This is a genomic window from Sphingomonas sp. EU05-FHT14C10, assembly GCF_058790595.1.
In genome coordinates this window covers 83,837-102,728 of the sequence record NZ_JBYTEN010000007.1, presented here as the reverse complement: position 1 = coordinate 102,728, position 18,892 = coordinate 83,837, and the positions used below count along the sequence as shown (strand labels likewise).

Sequence of the window (18,892 nt, the reverse complement as noted above, 5' to 3'; positions counted from 1 at the left end):
GGTCACTCGATTGTTAGAACGGTCTTGCCGACATGCCCCGGCCCTTCGAGCCGGCTATGAGCGTCCGATGCTTTCTCTAAGCTGAAGACCGAATCGATGATCGGCCGCAGGCGTCCCGCCTCGACATGCGGCCATACTTCGCGGCGAATTTCTTCCGCCACCAACGTCTTGAACTGGACCGAGCGCGGCCGGAGCGTCGATCCGGAGAGAGTCAGGCGGCGGCGCATCACTTCCCAGATCGAGAAGGTCGCCTCGATCCCGCGCTGCACCGCGATCGAGACGTGACGCCCCTCCTCGGCGAGGCAGGCAAGATTGCGCGGCAGATAATCGCCGCCGACCATGTCGAGCACCGCGTTGACGCCGCGCCCATCGGTGAGGCGCTTCACCTCCTCGACGAAATCATGGCTGTTGTAGTTGATCGCATGCGCCGCGCCGATCTCGATCGCGCGCGCGCATTTCCCGTCGTCGCCGCACGTGACGATCACGATCAGGCCGAACAGCTTACCGAGCAGGATCGTCATCGTACCGATCCCACTGGTGCCGCCATGGACGAGCACCGTGTCGCCATCGACCGCATAGGCGCGCTCGAAAAGATTGGTCCACACGGTGAAAAGCGTCTCGGGCAGCGCCGCTGCCTCGATCATCGACAGCGCGGGCGGCACGGGCAGGCACTGGCCAGCGGGCACCGCGACATATTGGGCGTAGCCGCCCCCGGTGACGAGCGCGCACACAGCTTCCCCGATCGCCAGCGCATCGACGCCCTCGCCGCGATCGACGACCGTTCCCGCGACCTCGAGGCCCAGGATCGACGATGCGCCGGGCGGCGGGGGATAGACGCCGCGCCGCTGCGCGATGTCGGGCCGGTTGACCCCGGCCGCCGCGACCTTGATCAGCACCTCGCCGGTGCCGGGGCGCGGGACAGGCCGTTCGACGGCTTTGAGAACCTCCGGCCCGCCGGGCGCTTCGGGGTCGATCGCGATCATCGTCGTCGGCAGCGAATGCATGATTAATCCCCAGAAAGCCGGCGGCCGCGTTATTGACATGCAGGGCGATCGGGTCAACGCTCCGCATATGGACATGGACGACATTTCATCCCGGCGTCCCGACGATCCCCTGCTGCTGCTTGCCCGGCAGGATCTGGATCCCCTGTCCGTTGCCGAGCTGGACGGGCGCATCATCGCGCTCGAGGCGGAGATCGCGCGTACCCGCGCGAAACGCGAAGGCGCGGTTAACCATCGAGCAAGCGCCGATGCCCTATTCAAGCGATAGGCGGGGCGATGATCGGGACCATCCTTGATGCACGCGCCCCGACTACCGACATAGAGGGTCGACAGGGTCCGCCGCACGGCCGACCCCCTGGAGTGAACTGAATGCCATCCTTTGCCCCCACTCTCGAAGCCACTTTGCACCGGGCGCTGACCCAGGCCTCGGGCCGGCGCCACGAATATGCGACGCTCGAGCACCTCCTGCTCGCGTTGATCGACGATGGCGACGCATCGAAGGTGATGGTCGCCTGCGGTGTCGACCTGAACGAGCTGCGCGAAGCGGTGACCACCTATCTCGACACCGAGCTGGAAGCGCTGCGCGTCGAGGGCGAGACCGATCCCTCGCCCACCTCGGGCTTCCAGCGCGTCGTCCAGCGCGCGATCCTCCACGTCCAGTCCTCGGGCCGCGACGAGGTGACAGGCGCCAATGTGCTCGTCGCGCTGTTCAGCGAACGCGAAAGCTATGCCGTCTATTTCCTGCAGCAGCAGGACATGAGCCGCCTCGACGCCGTCAGCTTCATCAGCCATGGTGTCGGCAAGGGCGGACAGGCCCCCGAGCCGCGCGACGTGAAAGGCGCGGAAGAGGAGAAGCCCGCCAAGGCCGAAGGCAAGCAGAAGAGCGAGAGCGCGTTGAAGCAGTTCACCGTCGATCTCAATGCGAAGGCGCGCGAAGGCAAGGTCGACCCCCTGATCGGGCGTTCGGCCGAGGTGGACCGCACCATCCAGATCCTCTGCCGCCGGTCCAAGAACAACCCGCTCTATGTAGGCGATCCGGGCGTCGGCAAGACGGCGATCGCGGAAGGCCTGGCGCGCAAGATCATCGAAGGCGACGTGCCCGACGTGCTCAAGCCCGCGGTCATCTATTCGCTCGACATGGGCGCGCTGCTCGCCGGCACCCGCTATCGCGGCGATTTCGAGGAAAGGCTGAAGGCCGTCGTCTCCGAGCTGGAGAAGATGCCCCATGCCATCCTGTTCATCGACGAGATCCACACGGTGATCGGCGCGGGCGCGACCAGCGGCGGTGCGATGGACGCATCGAACCTGCTTAAGCCCGCTTTGTCGGGCGGATCGATCCGTTGCATCGGCTCCACCACCTACAAGGAGTTCCGCAACCATTTCGAGAAGGATCGCGCGCTGCTCCGCCGCTTCCAGAAGATCGACGTCAACGAGCCGTCGATCGAGGATACGGTGAAGATCCTGACCGGGTTGCGCTCGGCCTTCGAGAACCACCACAGCGTCAAATACACCCCCGACGCGATCAAGTCGGCGGTGGAGCTGTCCGCGCGCTACATCAACGACCGCAAGCTGCCCGACAAGGCGATCGACGTGATCGACGAGGTCGGTGCGATGCAGATGCTGGTCGTGCCTTCGAAGCGCAAGAAGGTGATCACGCCCAAGGAGATCGAGGCCGTGATCGCGACGATGGCGCGCATCCCGCCGAAATCCGTCTCGACCGACGACAAGAAGTCGCTGGAAACGCTCGAGACCGATCTGAAGCGCGTCGTGTTCGGCCAGAATCTCGCGATCGAGAAGCTCGCCTCGGCGATCAAGCTCAGCCGTGCCGGCCTGCGCGATCCCGACAAGCCGATCGGCAACTATCTGTTCACCGGCCCGACCGGCGTCGGCAAGACCGAGGTCGCCCGCCAGCTCGCGACGATCATGGGCATTCCGCTCCAGCGCTTCGACATGAGCGAATATATGGAGCGGCACTCGGTCTCGCGGCTGATCGGCGCGCCTCCGGGCTATGTCGGTTACGATCAGGGCGGTCTGTTGACCGATGCGGTCGACCAGAACCCGCATTCGGTGCTGCTGCTCGACGAGATCGAGAAGGCGCATCCCGACCTGTTCAACATCCTGCTGCAGGTGATGGACAACGGGAAGCTGACCGATCACCACGGCAAGACGGTCGATTTCCGCAACATCATCCTGATCATGACGACCAATGCCGGCGCGTCCGACATGGCGCGCGAGGCACTGGGCTTCGGCAACGTCACCCGCGAGGGCGAGGATGAGGAAGCGGTCCGGAAGATGTTCACGCCGGAATTCAGGAACAGGCTCGATGCCATTGTTCCCTTTGGCTATCTTCCGCCCGAAGTCGTGGCGCGCGTGGTCGAGAAATTCATCCTCCAGCTCGAACTGCAGCTCGCCGACCGCGAAGTCCACATCACGCTCGACGACGATGCCAAGGCGTGGCTCACGCAGCGCGGCTATGACAAGCTCTATGGCGCGCGCCCGATGGGCCGCCTCATCCAGGAGAAGGTCAAGCAGCCGCTGGCCGAGGAACTGCTGTTCGGCAAGCTCGTCCATGGCGGCGAAGTGAAGGTGCATCTGAAGGACGACGCGCTCGCCTTCGAGATCACACCCGCCGCGCCGAAGAAGCCGCGCAAGAAGGGCGGCACCGCCAAGGCGCAGGTCAAGGCTTGAACCAAGGTAGGGCGGGACGAAAGTTCCGCCCGGCCCATTTGGGGCTCGGCGCAAACCGACCGGTTCGATGCCGCGCGTTGAAAATACATCGAACCAATGTTATAACGTACGTATGAACAAGCCGCTCAAAATCGTGAAGATCGGCAACAGCGCCGGGGTGATCCTGCCCAAGGAAGTGCTCGCACGCCTGCGCGTCGGGCTTGGCGACAGCCTGTATCTGACCGAGCGGCCCGAGGGGTTTACCGTCACGGCATCGAGCCCTGATTTCGAGAAGCGCATGGCGCTCGCGGAGCAGATCATGCGTGAGGATAGGGATATTCTGCACGTCCTCGCCCAGTGAGCGGCGAAACGCGTGACGAGCCGGCATGGCTGACGATCGCCGACGCAGTCGCAGTCCATGCGCGACAGATTGCGGAGCATGGCGGCGGATCGGGCATTCGCGATGCTGGTCTGCTTGAATCGGCGCTGGCGCGACCGATCAATCGCTGTGGCTATGGCGACGACGATCCGGCAACACTTGCGGCCGCCTATGCTTATGGTATCGCGCGCAACCATCCCTTCGTCGATGGCAACAAACGCACTGCATGGGTGCTGGCACGATTGTTCCTGGCGCTCAACGAGCATCGGCTGGGCTTTGCGAAGGAAGATGCGATCCGCGCGATGCTCACCCTCGCCGCCGGCGAGCTAAGCGAAGTCGAAATGGCCGACTGGTTCAGGACACGGATCGGCTGATCGGGCATGCGGCATGCCTGCCGCTGTGCCATGGAAGCAGCATGATCGTATCGCGTCGCGCTTTCGTCGCCACGGCCGCGCTGGCCGCCCTACCCGCCCGGTTGCTCGCGGCGGCGCCCAATGCATCGGAGCTTGGCCTGCCCGGCATGACGGCGATCGCCGACGATATCTGGGTGAAGCAGATCGACCGGCGCAACTGGATCTTCTCCGCGACCGGCGAGATCGGCCGGGGCGTTGTCTATCCCGCCAACGGGCTTGTCTGGCTTGGCCCCAAGGGGCCGGTGATCGTCGATCCGGGCTGGACGGCGGCGCAGGCCGAAGCGCTGATCGGCTGGTGCATCGCGCGCTTCAAGCGCCAGCCGGTCGGCGCGATCGTCACTCATTTCCACAGCGACCGCGCAGGCGGGGTGCCCGCGCTCGATAAGGCCGGCATCCCGATTTACATGACGCCGCTGACCAGCGCGCTGCTCGCCGGCGCCAAGGCGCCCTCGCTGCCGCCCGCGCCTTTCGTGCATGATGCCTTCGGGCTCGAATGCTTCTATCCGGGCGCCGGACACAGCCCCGACAATATCGTCGTCTGGGAAAAGGGATCGCGCATCCTGTTCGGCGGCTGCTTCCTCAAATCGACGACCGCGACCGACCTCGGCAATCTCAGCGATGCATCGGTGGCGGCATGGAAAGTCAGCCTTGAACGCGTGGCCGGGCGCTATCCCCATGCAGCGCTGATCGTCCCCGGCCACGGGCTGGCGCAGGGCGACGCGATCGCGCGGACGCGGGAATTGCTGGCGATCGGCAAATAGACGCCCTGCCCCCTTGCCAAGGCGCGCGAAATCTTCAGATTGCCGCCTTCCACATCCCCAGGGGGTCCTTGCATGTTCCGTTTCGCCCTGCTGCCGCTTCTGGCGCTCGCCGCCTCGCCTGCCCTCATCGCCCCGGCCCTCGCCGCCCCGGCTGACGGCCCCAGCCGCATCTTCGAAGGGAAGGACATATTCGGGCTCGAGGTCGCGGCCGATCCGCAGATCAGCCCGGACGGCGCGACCGTCGCCTATGTCCGCAAGTCGAACGACATCATGACCGACCGGGCGCGATCGACCATCTGGCTGGTCGATGTGCGCAGCGGCGCGCAGACGCCGCTGGTCGCCGGCCCCGGGGGGCATTTCAGCCCGCGCTGGTCGCCAGACGGCAAGCGCCTTGCCTATGTATCGAGCGACGGCAGTGGATCGCCGCAGCTCTATGTGCGCTGGATCGCGACGGGGGCGACCGCGAAGGTGACGAGCCTGCCCGACAGCCCCGGATCGATCGCCTGGTCGCCCGACGGCACCCGCCTGGCCTACACGCTCGCGGTGCCCGATGCGCCGGCGTCGCTGGGCAATGCGCCCACCAAGCCCGAAGGCGCGAAATGGGCCGATCCGCTCGAGGTCATCACCGCCGTCACCTATCGCGCGGACGGCGCGGGCTATCTGAAGCCGGGTCATGACCATATCTTCGTGGTGCCTGCGGACGGCGGCGCACCCCAGCAGCTGAGCTTCGGCCCCTTTGACGATGGCGGCCCCCTGTCCTGGTCGCTCGACGGGCGGACCATCTATTTCAGCGCCAACCGCAACAAGGATTGGGAGCGCAGCCCCGCCAACAGCGAAGTCTATGCGCTCGACGTCGTGACCGGCGCGGTGAAGCCGCTGACCACGCGCAACGGGCCGGACCAGAATGCGCTGCTCTCGCCCGACGGCAAGCACATCGCCTATCTGGGCTATGACGACAAATATCTCGGCTACCAGAATGTCCGCCTCTATGTGATGAACCCCGACGGATCGGGATCGCGCGTGCTGACCGCGTCGCTCGACCGCTCGGTCGACGACATCATCTGGGCAGCGGACAGCAAGGCGGTCTACGTCAAATATGACGACAAGGCCGAGACCAAGGTCGCGCGCGTCGGGCTCGACGGCAGCCTGCGCGATCTGGCGAGCGGGTTGAAGGGCGCATCGCTCGACCGCCCCTATACCGGCGGCGACTTCTCGGTCTCGCGCGACGGGACCATCGCCTACACTGGCGGCACCGCGCTGCGCCCCGCCGATGTCGAGGTGACCAAGGGCGGTGAAGGACGGCGCCTGACGCACCTCAACGATGCCTTCCTGGGCACCAAGACGCTGGGCCAGGTGAAGCCGCTGGCCGTGACCGCAAGCGACGGCCGCAAGGTCGATGCGTGGATCGTCACCCCGCCCAACTATGATCCGTCGAAGAAATATCCGCTGATCCTCGAGATCCACGGCGGCCCCTTCTCGGCCTATTCGTCGAGCTTCTCGACCGACGACCAGCTCTATGCCGCCGCCGGCTATATCGTGCTGTTCACCAACCCGCGCGGATCGACATCCTATGGCGAGGAGTTCGCCAACCTCATCCACCACAAATATCCGGGCGACGATTATGGCGACCTGATGAGCGCGGTGGATGCGGCGGTGGCCGGCGCCAATGCCGATCCGGACAATCTGTTCATCACCGGCGGTTCGGGCGGCGGCGTGCTGACCGCGTGGAGCGTGGGCAAGACCGATCGCTTCAAGGCAGCCGCCACGCAGAAGCCGGTGATCGACTGGACGAGCTTCAGCCTAACGTCGGACGGCGCGCCGATGTATCACCAATATTGGTTCGACAAGTTCCCGTGGGAGGATCAGGCGGGCTACTGGGCGCGTTCGCCGCTGTCGCTGGTCGGCAACGTCAAGACGCCGACGCTCGTCGTCGTGGGCAGCGAGGATTATCGCACCCCGGTGAGCGAATCCGAGCAATATTATACCGCGCTCAACCTGCTCCATGTGCCAACCGCGCTGGTGAAGGTGCCGGGCGCCAGCCATGGCGGCATTGCCGCGCGGCCCAGCCAGGCGGCGGCCAAGGCCTCGGCGATCCTCGCCTGGTTCGGCAAGTATCGCGACAAGCCGAAATGGACGCCCGGGGCCGAATAAGCGGCTGAGGTTCCTGCCCCTCTCCTCTTGCGTTACACCCGGCGGCGGGGGCTGGAGGAGAGGAGTCGGCAATGGACCGGGACGACATAAGATCGCGCGCGATCGCGCTTTACGACCGCTACACGCATGAGGGGCGCGACCGCCGCGCCTTCCTGCGCGAACTGACGCTGCTGGCGGGAAGCCCGGCCGCCGCTTCCGCATTGCTCGCGGGCATTGCCGCCGATCCTGCCGCCGCCGCGATCGTCGCGCCCGACGACAAGCGGCTGAAGACGCAGACTGTGGCGTGGGACAGCGCACCGGGGCGCAGGATGAGCGCCTATGTCGCCAATCCCGCGAAAGGCACGCCCGCAGCTTTGGTCGTCGTCATTCACGAAAATCGCGGCCTCAACGACCATATTCGCGATGTCGCGCGCCGCTTCGCGCTCGAAGGCTTCACGGCGGTGGCGCCCGATCTGCTCGCGCCCGATGGCGGCACGCCTGCCGATGAGGACAAGGCGCGCGATATGATCGGCAAGCTCGATCTCGCCGCCACCACCAAGGACGCGCAATCGGTATTCGCGCGCTTTGCCGGCAAGCGCAAAGCCGGCGTCGTCGGCTATTGCTGGGGCGGCGCGATGGTCGACCGGCTGGCCGTGGCGGGCGCGCCGCGCCTCGCCGCCGCCGTCTCCTATTATGGCCCCGCCCCCGCGCCGGCCGAAGCAGCCAGGGTCGATGTGCCGCTGATGATGAACCTCGCCGGGCTCGACACGCGCGTCGCCGCGACCGCGCTGCCCTTCGCCGATGCGCTGAAGGCGGCGGGCAAGCCCGTGATCGTCCACGACTATCCGGGCGTGAACCATGCGTTCAACAACGACACCTCCGCCGAGCGTTACAATGCCGACGCCGCCAGGCTCGCCTGGGCGCGCACCATCGCCTTCTTCAACGAGCATCTGAAGGGCTGACTCGTCAGCGTGTTCCTGTTATGTTCGCATCAACGCTGAAGGAGAAGAGCAATGGCGAAACAATTGATTCTCTATACGAATCCGATGTCGCGCGGCCGAATCGCGCGCTGGATGCTCGAGGAAACGGGCGCGCCCTATGAAGTCGAGATGCTCGACTATGCCTCGACGATGAAGAGCGAGCCTTATCTGTCGGTCAATCCGATGGGCAAGGTTCCGGCGGTCCGCCACGGCGACAATGTCATCACCGAATGCGCGGCGGTCTGCGCCTATCTGGCCGATGCCTTTCCCGAAGCGGGGCTGGCCCCCGCGCTCGACGACCGCGCCGACTATTATCGCTGGCTGTTCTTCGCGGCAGGCCCGGTCGAACAGGCCGTCACCAACCGCGCGGCCCAGTTCACGCCGAGCGCCGAGCAGGGGCGCATGTTCGGCTACGGCAATTACGACCTGACCGTCGACGTGCTCGACAGGCATCTGCAGGGGCGCGACTATGTCGCCGGCGACAGCTTTACCGCCGCCGACGTCTATGTCGGTTCGCAGGTGATGTGGGGCACCCAGTTCGGCACGCTGCCCAAGCGCGACAGCTTCCTGGCTTATGCAGAGCGGCTCGACGCGCGCCCGGCACATCGGGCGGCGAGCGCGAAGGACGATGCGGCGATGCCGGCAGTGCAGGCCTGACAAACAGGGCTCGATCGGGGCGGGGGTCGCCATGCGCGCGCGAAACCGCTAAGGGCGCGCGCCATGACCCTTCGGCCGACCAACCGCCCCGACCGGCGCACCTTCGCGATCATTTCCCACCCCGACGCGGGTAAGACCACGCTGACCGAAAAGCTGCTGCTGTTCGGCGGTGCGATCCACGCGGCGGGCGAGGTGAAGGCGCGCGGATCGGCGCGGCGCGCGCGATCGGACTGGATGAAGATCGAGCAGCAGCGCGGCATCTCGGTCACCTCGTCGGTGATGACCTTCGAGCGCGACGGGCTGACCTTCAATCTGCTCGACACGCCGGGGCACGAGGATTTCTCCGAAGATACCTATCGCACGCTGACCGCCGTCGATTCCGCCGTGATGGTGATCGACGCGGCGCGCGGCATCGAGGCGCAGACGCGCAAGCTGTTCGAGGTCTGCCGCCTGCGATCGGTGCCGATCATCACCTTCATCAACAAGGTCGATCGCGAAGGCCGTTCGCCGTTCGAGCTGATCGACGAGGTCGCCGACCAGCTTGCTCTGGATGTCAGCCCGATGAACTGGCCCGTCGGCATGGGCGGCAATTTCGAGGGCCTCTACAATCTCGAGCATAATCGCCTCAGCCGGCCCGCCGCCGACGACACGGGCGCGTTCGAGGGCGACCAGACGCAGGTGTCGGGCCTCGACGATCCGAAGCTGGATGCGCTGATCTCGGCCGACGGGCTCGCGCATCTTCGCGAGGAGGCCGAACTGGCGCAGGTGGGCTATGCGCCTTTCGACGCGGAGGCCTATCGCCACGGCGATCTCACCCCCGTCTATTTCGGATCGGCGCTCAAGGATTTCGGCGTCGGCGAGCTGATCGACGCGCTCGCGCGCTTCGCCCCCAGCCCGCGCCCGCAGCCGGCCGATCCCGCCCCCGTCTCGCCCGACGACAAGGCCGTCACCGGCTTCATCTTCAAGGTGCAGGCGAACATGAACCCGATGCACCGCGACCGCGTGGCCTTCATGCGGCTCTGCTCGGGGCGTTTCCAGCGCGGCATGAAGCTCAACCAGATGGGCACGGGCAAGGCGATCGCGGTGCACAGCCCGATCCTGTTCTTCGCGCGCGAACGCGAAGTGGCGGACGAAGCCTATCCGGGCGACATCATCGGCATCCCCAACCACGGCACGCTGCGCGTCGGCGACACGCTGACCGACGGCGGTGCGGTGACGATCACCGGGCTTCCCAATTTCGCGCCCGAAATCCTCCGCCGTGTCGCGCTGAAGGATCCGACCAAGACCAAGCAGCTCCGCAAGGCGCTCGACGATCTGGCAGAGGAAGGCATCATCCAGGTCTTCTATCCCGAGATCGGCAGCCAGTGGATCGTCGGTGTCGTCGGTCAGCTCCAGCTCGAAGTGCTCGTCTCGCGGCTCGAAGCCGAATATCGCGTCGAGGCCGGCCTCGAACCCTCGCCGTGGAGCACGGCGCGCTGGATCGCGTCGGACGACGCCGCTGCGCTCAAGGCCTTTACCGGGCTTAACCGCAGCGCGCTCGCCACCGATCGCGACGGCGCGCCGGTGTTCATGGCGAAGGACGGCTGGGAACTGAACTATGTCGTCGATCGCAATCCGGGCGTGCGCTTCTCCGCCACCAAGGAGCGGGTGTAACATACCCAGCCGTCGTCATTGCGAGGAGCGAAGCGACGCGGCAATCCAGCCCGGCGCCCGGTATCTCTGGATTGCTTCGCTTCGCTCGCAATGACGATCGCGCTTTACAACCCGCCAAAGGCTTGCCTCGATCTCCGCCAGCGGGAATGAATGGCCCGAGCACCTCTCCAAACCCTTATTCGCAGTGGAACTTAATTGATGGCATCGGGTCTGGTCGCGCTGCTGGACGATATTGCGGGGATCACCAAGCTCGCCGCCGCGTCGCTCGACGATGTCGGGGCCGCGGCGGGCAAGGCCGGCAGCAAGGCGGTGGGCGTCGTCGTCGACGATACCGCCGTGACGCCGCGCTATGTCGTAGGCCTGTCGCCGCAGCGCGAACTGCCGATGATCGGCAAGATCGCGCTGGGATCGCTGGGCAACAAGCTGCTGATCCTGCTGCCCGCCGCGTTGCTGCTCAGCGCCTTCGCGCCCTGGGCGATCACGCCCTTGCTGATGCTGGGCGGCGCCTTCCTGTGCTTCGAGGGTGCCGAGAAGGTCGTCGAGGCGTTCAGCAGCGAGACGCACGAGGATAGCGACGAAGCCGGGCAGGATGCCGTGCAGCTTGAGAAGACCAAGGTCAGCGGCGCGATCCGCACCGACCTGATCCTCTCGGCAGAGATCATGGCGATTGCCCTGGCGCAGCTCCCTCATCTGTCGATCGGCCTGCAGGCAATCGCGCTCGCGCTCGTCGGCATCGCGATCACCGCCGGCGTTTACGGCGTCGTCGCGCTGATCGTGAAGATGGACGATATCGGGCTGCACCTGGCGCAGCGATCCTCGGCCTTCGTGCGCGCGATCGGGCGCGGGCTCGTCACCGGCATGCCGATCGTCATGCAGACGCTGGCGACGATCGGCACCGCCGCGATGATCTGGGTCGGCGGCGGCATATTGGTCCACGGTCTCGAAGTGCTGGGATCGCACCAGCCGGCGGGCGTCATCCACCACCTCGCCGAGGTGGCTGGCCACGCGACCGGCGCGCTTGCCCCTGTCGTGTCGTGGATCGTCACCGCGATCGGATCGGGGTTGTTCGGGCTGGCGGTGGGCGGCGTGATCGCGCTCGTCGTCCACAAGATCCGCCACTGACCAAAGGAAACGGCGGGGCCGGCTGGCGGCCCCGCCGATCCCCGGCACTCGCGCTCAGGCGTGGGCGGGCCTGAGCAGATCGGACAGGCCGACGCGGTGGAGCATTTCCGCGCGCACGCGATCGAGCACCGCGAAGCCGACGTCCGCGCCGTCCTGCGTCGGATCGATATGGACGCGGAAGGGCCGCTTGCCGAAAGGCGCGGCGACCACGCCGACGATCGCATCGGCGACCGCCGCCACATCGGCATCGGGCGGGACGATCGCGGCGAAGGCCTCCTGCACCTGCACGCCGAAGCCGGCATAGGGACCGGCCTCGTAGTCGGCCACCACCTGCGCATCGGCGGGCGTGCCGGCATGCGCGAAATGGTTGGTGCCGTGCGTGAAGGCGCCGGGGACGATGATCGAGGTTTCGATGCCCCAGCGGCTCAGTTCGCGCGCATATTGGACCGCGACGGCGTCCATCGCCGCCTTGGCCGCGAAATAGGGCGCGAGATAGGGCGGCGTGCCGCCCGCCGAGCTCGACGACGAGACCCAGACGAGCAGCCCCTGCTGGCGCTGGCGCAGATGCGGCAGGACGGCGCGGTTGACCCGCTGGGTGCCCAGCACGTTGCTGTCGTAGAGCTGGGCATATTGTTCAGGCGTGAAGGCTTCGGCCGGGCCGAACACCATATGGCCGGCATTGTGGACAACCACGTCGATCGCGCCCGCCGCAGTGATGATCTCGGCGACGCCCTTATCGACCGAAGGCTGCGACTGGACATCGATCTCGACGGTGCGCAGGTCGATGTCCTCGGCTTTGGCAAGCGCCGCCAGTTCGGCCGCATTGGCGGCGTTGCGCCCCGCGAGGTCGCGCATCGAGGCGTAGACGACATGGCCTGCACGGGCGAGCGCCTCTGCGGTCAGGCGGCCGAATCCGCTCGACGCGCCGGTGATCAGGATGACTTTCCGGTCCATGGGTTTGTCCTTTCGATAAGAGGGGGAGCGAGGGGAAGGCGATCAGGCCAGCCCGCCATTGGCGCGCAGCACCTGCCCGTTGACCCAGCCGCCCTGCGGCCCGGCGAGGAAGGCGACGACATCGGCAATGTCCTCGGGCGCGCCGAGGCGTTCGAGCGGGTTCATCCCGGCGAAATGCGCGATCTGCTCGGGCGTCTTGCCGTCGAGGAACAGCGCGGTCGCGACCGGCCCCGGCGCCACGGCGTTGACGGTGATCGAACGGCCGCGCAGTTCCTTCGACAGCACGGCGGTCAGTGCTTCGACAGCGGCCTTGCTGGCGGTGTAGATGCCGTAGGTCTCAAGCCGGAGCGCGATGACGCTGGTCGAGAAATTGATGATCCGCCCGCCGTCGTTCAGCCGGCGTGCGGCCTCGCGCATCGCGTTGAAGCTGCCTTTCAGGTTCACCGCCATCTCGCTGTCGAACAATGCATCGTCGGCGTCGGCGATGCGCGAGAGCTTGAGCACGCCGGCATTGTTGACCAGCACGTCGACACGGCCGAACGCCGCGATCGCGCTGTCGAACATCCGCGTCACCGCCGCCGGATCGCTGACGTCGGCCTGCGCGGTGATCGCCTTGCCGCCCGCATCGGCGATCTTCGTGGCCAGCGCCTCGGCGTCTGCCGCGCTGCCCGCATAGTTGACGACCACCGTGAAACCCTCGCTCGCCAGCCGCTCCGCGACTGCCGCGCCGATACCCCGCGATGCGCCGGTGACGATCGCGACCTTGCCTTCGTTGCTCATCTCAAATCTCCTGCGTTGGGGCGCCGCGCGGCGCCGACACAGGCCATGTGCGCTTTCGAGCGCTGGAAATAATCTATCTGGAATGGTTATGACTGTTCAGCAGATACGAACAATGGAGCGGTGATGGATCGACTGGACGTGATGCGGCTGTTCACCCGGATCGTCGATCGGCGGAGCTTCACCGAGGCGGCGCATGATCTGGGCTTGCCGCGCTCCACCGTCACCACGGTGATCAAGCAGCTAGAGGAGCGGCTGGGCGTCACCCTGCTCCAGCGCACGACGCGCACCGTCCGGCCGACGCTCGACGGCGAAGCCTATTATCATCGCTGCCTCGCCATCCTCGACGATATCGAGGATGCCGAAGGCGCGTTCAGGGGCACCGAGCCGGGCGGGCTGTTGCGCGTCGAGGCGCAGGGAACGATCACCCGGCACTTCCTGCTCCCCGGCCTGCCCGCCTTTCTCGATCGCTATCCGGGCATCAGGATGACGCTCAGCGAGCGCGATCGCTGGGTCGATCCGGTGCAGGAAGGCGTCGATTGCGTGCTGCGCTATGGCCGGCTGCCCGACAGCGACCTCGTGGCGCGACGCGTCGCGATGCTCGATCGCATCACCTGCGCCGCGCCCGCCTATCTCGCCCGATATGGCGCGCCCACATGCATCGCCGATCTGGCGGGGCACCATATCGTCGGGATCAGGCTGGTGAGCAGCGGCGAGCTGACCCCGGTGGAGTTTGCAGAAAGAGGCGAGCTGCGTCGCGTCGAACTGCCCGCCCCCTTCTGCGTCACTGGGCCGGAGACTTATCTGGCAGGCGTCAGGCTCGGTCTCGGCATCGCGCAGATGCCGCGCTTCCATGTCGAGGCGGACCTGGCATCGGGGGCGCTGATCGAGATTCTCGGCGACATGCCGCCGCCGCCCGCCCCCGTCTCGCTCCTCTACCCGCGCAGCCGGCTGCTCGCCCCGCGCGTGCGCGTCTTCCTCGACTGGGCGACTGCGGAATTCGCCAGGTTCAGGGCCTGAGGATCAGAGCTCGGGCACCATCCAGCTCGCGCCGACATCGAGCGCGCGGAAGCGCGCGGGATCGATATGCTGCGCGACGAGCGCCGCATCGAGCCGCTTGGGCGGATCGTTGACTGGCTCGGTGCCTAGCTCGAACGTCCCCCAGTGCACGCCCATGGCATAGGCAGCGCCCATGCGCGCGAAGCCGTCCACCGCCTGTTCGGGGTCGATATGATTGCCGGTCTGCGGCCCGGTGACATGATAGGGGCCGATCGGCAGCAGGGCGAGGCGGATCGGCGCCTGCCCCTTGGCGTCGGCCGCCCAGCTCATGTCGCCGGGACCGGTGTCGCCGGCATAATAGAGGTCGCCGCCGGGCAGCTCGATACGAAAACCGACCCACAGCGCGCGATCGATGTCGTCGACCCAGCGTGCGCTCCAGTGATGCGCGCGGACGATATCGATCCACAGGCCCGGCTTCACTTCCACGCGGTCGCCCCAGTCGCGCGCGATCGCCTTCAGCCCGTGCTCGGCAAGCAGTTTGTCGTTGCCGAGGCCCGTCACGATCGCCGGGCTGTCGCGGCGCGCGAGAAATTTGAGCGCGCCGGCATCGAGATGATCGTAATGATTATGGCTGATCAGGATGACATCGATCCTGGGCAGGTCCTTAAGCTTCACGCCGGGCGCACGCACCCGCCTCGGCCCGACGAGCTGGAGGGGCGAATCGCGCCACGCCCAGACGGGATCGATCAGGATATTGAGCCCCTGCGTCTGGACGAGCGTGGTCGCATGGCCGATCCAGGTGACGCGCATCGCGCTGCCTTCGACGCGGCGCGGCGGCACCGTCTGCGTGACCGGGATCGATCGCGGCCAGCGCGGACGATGCGTGTCGCCCATCGCGATCTGGACGAAATTGCCAGCCTTGTTGTTGCGCGCGCCGCCCGTGCCGGTCTCGCCTTCGGGATTGAAGAAAGTCTGGCCATTGAAATGCGCGCTGTCCGGCCCCTTGTAATAGACGCGCGACGGCGGCGTTTGTTTGCGCTCGATACAGGCAGTGAGCATCGGCATGGCGCAGAACGCCAGCACCCCCGCCGCCCTGCCCAGACGCATCGATCCTTGCCGAACCAGTTCCATCATTTCCCCCGTCAGAAACCAGCGATCAGCCGAGAATGGCCATGCCCTTTTCGACCGCCGGCCGCGCAGCCAGCGCCGTCATCCAGCGATCGATATTGGGCTTGTCGGCCAGTTGCTGCGGCGCCAGCGCACGCGCGACCGCCATCCACGGATAGGACGCCATGTCGGCGATCGAATAGTCCCCGCCGAGATACTCGGCCTCGCCCAGCCGCGTCTCCATCACGCCGAACAACCGGTCGACTTCCTCTGCGAAGCGGTTGATCGCGATCGGCAGCTTTTCGGGCGCGCGATTGGCGAAGAAATTGAGCTGGCCGAGCATCGGGCCAAGCCCGCCGATCTGCCAGTGCAGCCATTCCTGCACCTTCCAGCGATCCGGCCCGGAAGCCGGCCAGAAGCGGCCGCTCTTCTCGGCCAGATAAGTGAGGATCGCGCCGCTCTCGAAGATGGCGAGCGGGCCGCCATCGGCTTCGGTATCGACGATCGCCGGAATCTTGTTGTTGGGCGCGATCTTCAGGAAGTCGGCGCCGAACTGCTCATCCTTGCCGATGTTGATCGGGCGCGCCTCATAGGCCCAGCCCAGCTCCTCCAGCATGATCGCCGGCTTGCGGCCGTTGGGCGTCTTCCACGTATAGAGAATGATCATTGGCGGTCCTCGGTGAATCGATCGACGAGATAGGGTGCCGGATCGATCCCCGCCACCATCGGATCGGGCGCATGCCCCAAAAGCAGCGCGGCGGCGAGCTTCGCCGCGGCCGGCGCGGTCTGGATACCGAAGCCGCCCTGCCCTGCGCACCAGAACAGCCCGGGCGCGAGCGGATCGAAGCCATAGACCGGAACGCGATCTGGGCTGAAGCTGCGCAGCCCCGCCCATTTATGCTCGACGCGCGCGATCCGCCAGTCGACCACGCCCTGCAGGCGATCGATGGCGATGGCGACGTCGAGCTCCTCGGGCGCGGCGTCGCAAGGCGGGCTCGGCGTCTCGTCATGCGGGCTGAGCCACAGCCGGCCGCCGGCATCGGGCTTGAAATAGAATTGCCCGTCGATCGCGACGACCAGCGGCAGCGACGGCGACGGTGCGGGATCGACGACAAGCTGGGCGATCGTCCGCCGATAGGGCTGGATGCCGATGGAGGGTGCATCCGCCAGTCGCGCGACCTCGTCGGCCCAGGCGCCCGCCGCGTTGACCAGCAGCTTTGCTTCGACCTGGCCGCCACCCGCTTCGAGCACCCAGCCGTCGCCGGCGCGCGCGGCGCGGCGCAGGGCATGGCTGGTGCGCAGTTCGGCCCCGGCCGCGCGCGCCGCCTTGAGATAGAAAGCGTGCAGACCGGCCACATCGATGTCGGCGCAGCTTTCCTCCCACACGCCTTGCGTCCATTCGGGCCGCAGGCCCGGCAGCGCAGCGTCGAGGGCGGACCGGTCGAGCCGGTCGAGCCCGACGCCCGACCCCCGGAAATCGGCGACGAAGGCGTCTGCCATCCGCTCCTGCCCCGCTCGCGCCAGATAAAGCGCGCCGCGCGGGGCGAGAAAGCCGTGATCGCGCAGCCAGCCCCCCGATGCAGTGGTCAGCGGCTGGATCGCCGGCCCGCCATAAGTCTCGTCCCAGAAGGCGGCGGAGCGGCCGGTCGCATGATAGCCGGGCTGATCCTCCGCCTCGATCAGCAGCACCGATGCATGCGGCGCGATTTCCGCCGCAAGGCTCGCCCCGGCCATGCCGGCGCCAACGATCACGATATCGAAGCTGGTCATCGGGCCGGGGCGCGATCGTCCAGAAAGCCGTCGATCCGGGCCAATGCGTCGTCGCGCACCGCATCGGCCTCGCGCAATATCTCATGCGCCGATTCGGGGCCGTACACATGGAGCGTCGCGTCCGGCAGCCGCGCCGCCGCGCGCCGGATCGCCGCTATGGCAACGAGCTTGTCCGCCTCGGCCGCGAGGATCAGCAGCGGCGTCCGTATCGCTTCCAGCTTGCCCGGCGACTCAAGCGCCAGCGTCGAATCATAGGCAGTCGCGACCCATTTCCAGCTCGGCGGGCCAAGCGCCAGTTCGGGTTTTTCGACTTTCCACCAGAGCTCGTCCTCGTAGCGATCGGCTTCATGCGTCAGGAAGGCGCGGCGCGAAGCATTGGGCGCGGCCGGACGCTCATTCTGCTTCCACGCCAGCCGGTCGGGCTTGCCGATCCGCGTCATCAGATGCGCGACATGCCGCGCGACCCCCGGCGTGAAGGGGAAGCTGTGCAGCCCCAGCATCGGCGCGACCAGCACCGCCGCGTCGGGCGCGATCCGCGCTTCGGCAAGCGCGCGCAGCACCAGATGCCCGCCCATCGAATGCCCCATCACGATGTGCGGCCCCGGCGTTGCCGCTGCCCATTCGGCATAGAAATCAGCAAGATCGTCGATCCATGGCGCGAAACTCTCGGCATGGCCGACCAGCGGATCGGCGGTCAGCCGCCCCGATCCTCCCTGCCCCCGCCAGTCGAACGCCGTCACCGACCAGCCGGCACGGTGCCAGTGATCGAACGCCTCCAGATATTTCTCGATGATGTCGCCGCGCCCGCCCTGAAAGAGGATCGCGCCGCGCGCCTTCCCTTCAGCGGGCCAGTCGAAGCGGCGGACGGCCCAGCCATCGCGCGCGCGCCATTCACCGATATGCGCGCCTGCGGGAATCGCGCGGCGATCGAAGGGCGGCTGCAAGCTCATTGCGGCTGGTTACGGTTTGGCAAGCAGCGTCGTCTAGACCTTATCGCCATGACAGGGGGACCAATCATCTTCGCGTTGCTGGGCGTGCTGGCGCTGCTGCTGCTGATCGCGGCCTTCACCGACATTCGCAGCCGGACGATCGCCAACGGCCTCAACGCCGCCATCGCGCTGCTCGCACCGCTTTATTGGTGGGCGAGCGGGCTTTCGCCCTGGCCGGACATGGCGATCCAGTTCGGCCTCGCGCTCATCGTCTTCGGCCTGTTCGCCGGCGCCTTCGCGCTCGGGATGATGGGCGGCGGCGACGTGAAGCTGCTCGGCGCGCTGGCGCTGTGGCTGCCGCTGCTGACGATGATGCGGCTGCTACTCATCATGTCGATCGCCGGCGGGGCGCTTACGCTCGGCATGTTGATCGCACACAAGCTGCGGAAATCGAACAGGACTTTGGAGATTCCCTATGGCGTGGCGATCGCGTTCGCCGGGCTTTGGGTAATAGCCGAACGATATTTTAACCAATTTACTTGATGAAACGGGGCCGGACCTTTCGTGTCCGGTTCAAGAGGGGCGTCTTAGGT

Annotated in this window: 19 protein-coding genes; 12 read left to right on the top strand and 7 right to left on the bottom strand. The window is 66.6% G+C overall.

Annotation, left to right across the window (positions count from 1 at the left end; genetic code table 11):
• Positions 1–2: 2 nt before the first annotated feature.
• Positions 3–1,004: an NAD(P)H-quinone oxidoreductase gene (locus AC3WT0_RS09390; RefSeq protein WP_492753249.1), complete on the bottom strand. Its 1,002-nt coding sequence runs from the start codon at positions 1,002–1,004 to the stop codon at positions 3–5.
• A 67-nt stretch (positions 1,005–1,071) separates the two neighbouring features.
• Here AC3WT0_RS09390 and AC3WT0_RS09385 point away from each other — a divergent pair, with 67 nt between their 5' ends.
• From AC3WT0_RS09385 to AC3WT0_RS09340, 10 genes are all read left to right on the top strand, one after another.
• On the top strand, positions 1,072–1,269 hold the full coding sequence (locus AC3WT0_RS09385) for a DUF1192 domain-containing protein (protein ID WP_492753322.1): 198 nt from the start codon (positions 1,072–1,074) through the stop codon (positions 1,267–1,269).
• Between the two features lie 101 nt (positions 1,270–1,370).
• Positions 1,371–3,689, top strand: coding sequence for an ATP-dependent Clp protease ATP-binding subunit ClpA (clpA, locus tag AC3WT0_RS09380; RefSeq protein ID WP_492753248.1), 2,319 nt, complete (start codon positions 1,371–1,373; stop codon positions 3,687–3,689).
• A 112-nt stretch (positions 3,690–3,801) separates the two neighbouring features.
• A complete protein-coding gene (locus AC3WT0_RS09375; RefSeq protein ID WP_492753247.1) occupies positions 3,802–4,029 on the top strand; it encodes an AbrB/MazE/SpoVT family DNA-binding domain-containing protein in 228 nt (75 codons plus the stop codon).
• Complete coding sequence (locus AC3WT0_RS09370) at positions 4,026–4,421, top strand: type II toxin-antitoxin system death-on-curing family toxin (RefSeq protein ID WP_492753246.1); 396 nt, start codon at positions 4,026–4,028, stop codon at positions 4,419–4,421. The genes AC3WT0_RS09375 and AC3WT0_RS09370 overlap by 4 nt, the downstream gene beginning before the upstream one ends.
• Positions 4,422–4,462: 41 nt before the next feature.
• Positions 4,463–5,221 carry an MBL fold metallo-hydrolase gene (locus AC3WT0_RS09365; protein WP_492753245.1) on the top strand — a complete coding sequence of 253 codons (759 nt, stop codon included), beginning with the start codon at positions 4,463–4,465 and terminating at the stop codon, positions 5,219–5,221.
• Positions 5,222–5,293: 72 nt separating this feature from the next.
• A complete protein-coding gene (locus tag AC3WT0_RS09360; RefSeq protein WP_492753244.1) occupies positions 5,294–7,372 on the top strand; it encodes a prolyl oligopeptidase family serine peptidase in 2,079 nt (692 codons plus the stop codon).
• A gap of 71 nt (positions 7,373–7,443) precedes the next feature.
• Positions 7,444–8,313 (top strand): dienelactone hydrolase family protein, encoded by an 870-nt coding sequence (locus tag AC3WT0_RS09355; RefSeq protein ID WP_492753243.1) that lies wholly within the window; start codon positions 7,444–7,446, stop codon positions 8,311–8,313.
• 51 nt (positions 8,314–8,364) lie between these two features.
• Positions 8,365–8,988: a glutathione S-transferase family protein gene (locus AC3WT0_RS09350; RefSeq protein WP_492753242.1), complete on the top strand. Its 624-nt coding sequence runs from the start codon at positions 8,365–8,367 to the stop codon at positions 8,986–8,988.
• Positions 8,989–9,051: 63 nt separating this feature from the next.
• Positions 9,052–10,641 (top strand): peptide chain release factor 3, encoded by a 1,590-nt coding sequence (locus tag AC3WT0_RS09345; RefSeq protein WP_492753241.1) that lies wholly within the window; start codon positions 9,052–9,054, stop codon positions 10,639–10,641.
• Positions 10,642–10,839: 198 nt separating this feature from the next.
• A complete protein-coding gene (locus tag AC3WT0_RS09340; protein WP_492753240.1) occupies positions 10,840–11,763 on the top strand; it encodes a DUF808 domain-containing protein in 924 nt (307 codons plus the stop codon).
• 54 nt (positions 11,764–11,817) lie between these two features.
• On the opposite strand, the gene AC3WT0_RS09335 is transcribed toward AC3WT0_RS09340, so the two are convergent.
• A complete protein-coding gene (locus AC3WT0_RS09335; RefSeq protein WP_492753239.1) occupies positions 11,818–12,717 on the bottom strand; it encodes an SDR family NAD(P)-dependent oxidoreductase in 900 nt (299 codons plus the stop codon).
• A 42-nt stretch (positions 12,718–12,759) separates the two neighbouring features.
• A complete protein-coding gene (locus AC3WT0_RS09330; RefSeq protein ID WP_492753238.1) occupies positions 12,760–13,497 on the bottom strand; it encodes an SDR family oxidoreductase in 738 nt (245 codons plus the stop codon).
• A gap of 123 nt (positions 13,498–13,620) precedes the next feature.
• Here AC3WT0_RS09330 and AC3WT0_RS09325 point away from each other — a divergent pair, with 123 nt between their 5' ends.
• Positions 13,621–14,514, top strand: coding sequence for a LysR family transcriptional regulator (locus AC3WT0_RS09325; RefSeq protein ID WP_492753237.1), 894 nt, complete (start codon positions 13,621–13,623; stop codon positions 14,512–14,514).
• A gap of 3 nt (positions 14,515–14,517) precedes the next feature.
• Here AC3WT0_RS09325 and AC3WT0_RS09320 read toward each other — a convergent pair whose 3' ends face one another.
• Genes AC3WT0_RS09320 through AC3WT0_RS09305 form a run of 4 tightly spaced genes read right to left on the bottom strand, consistent with a single transcriptional unit; the run spans position 14,518 to position 18,320 of the window.
• Complete coding sequence (locus AC3WT0_RS09320) at positions 14,518–15,624, bottom strand: MBL fold metallo-hydrolase (RefSeq protein WP_492753236.1); 1,107 nt, start codon at positions 15,622–15,624, stop codon at positions 14,518–14,520.
• Positions 15,625–15,649: 25 nt separating this feature from the next.
• Entirely contained in the window at positions 15,650–16,267 is a 618-nt protein-coding gene (locus AC3WT0_RS09315; RefSeq protein WP_492753235.1) for a glutathione S-transferase N-terminal domain-containing protein, read from the bottom strand.
• A complete protein-coding gene (locus tag AC3WT0_RS09310) occupies positions 16,264–17,370 on the bottom strand; it encodes an NAD(P)/FAD-dependent oxidoreductase (protein ID WP_492753234.1) in 1,107 nt (368 codons plus the stop codon). The genes AC3WT0_RS09315 and AC3WT0_RS09310 overlap by 4 nt, the downstream gene beginning before the upstream one ends.
• On the bottom strand, positions 17,367–18,320 hold the full coding sequence (locus tag AC3WT0_RS09305) for an alpha/beta fold hydrolase (RefSeq protein ID WP_492753233.1): 954 nt from the start codon (positions 18,318–18,320) through the stop codon (positions 17,367–17,369). The genes AC3WT0_RS09310 and AC3WT0_RS09305 overlap by 4 nt, the downstream gene beginning before the upstream one ends.
• Positions 18,321–18,368: 48 nt before the next feature.
• On the opposite strand from AC3WT0_RS09305, the gene AC3WT0_RS09300 reads away from it, so the two are divergent.
• Positions 18,369–18,842, top strand: coding sequence for an A24 family peptidase (locus AC3WT0_RS09300; RefSeq protein ID WP_492753232.1), 474 nt, complete (start codon positions 18,369–18,371; stop codon positions 18,840–18,842).
• The last annotated feature ends 50 nt before the right edge of the window (positions 18,843–18,892 follow it).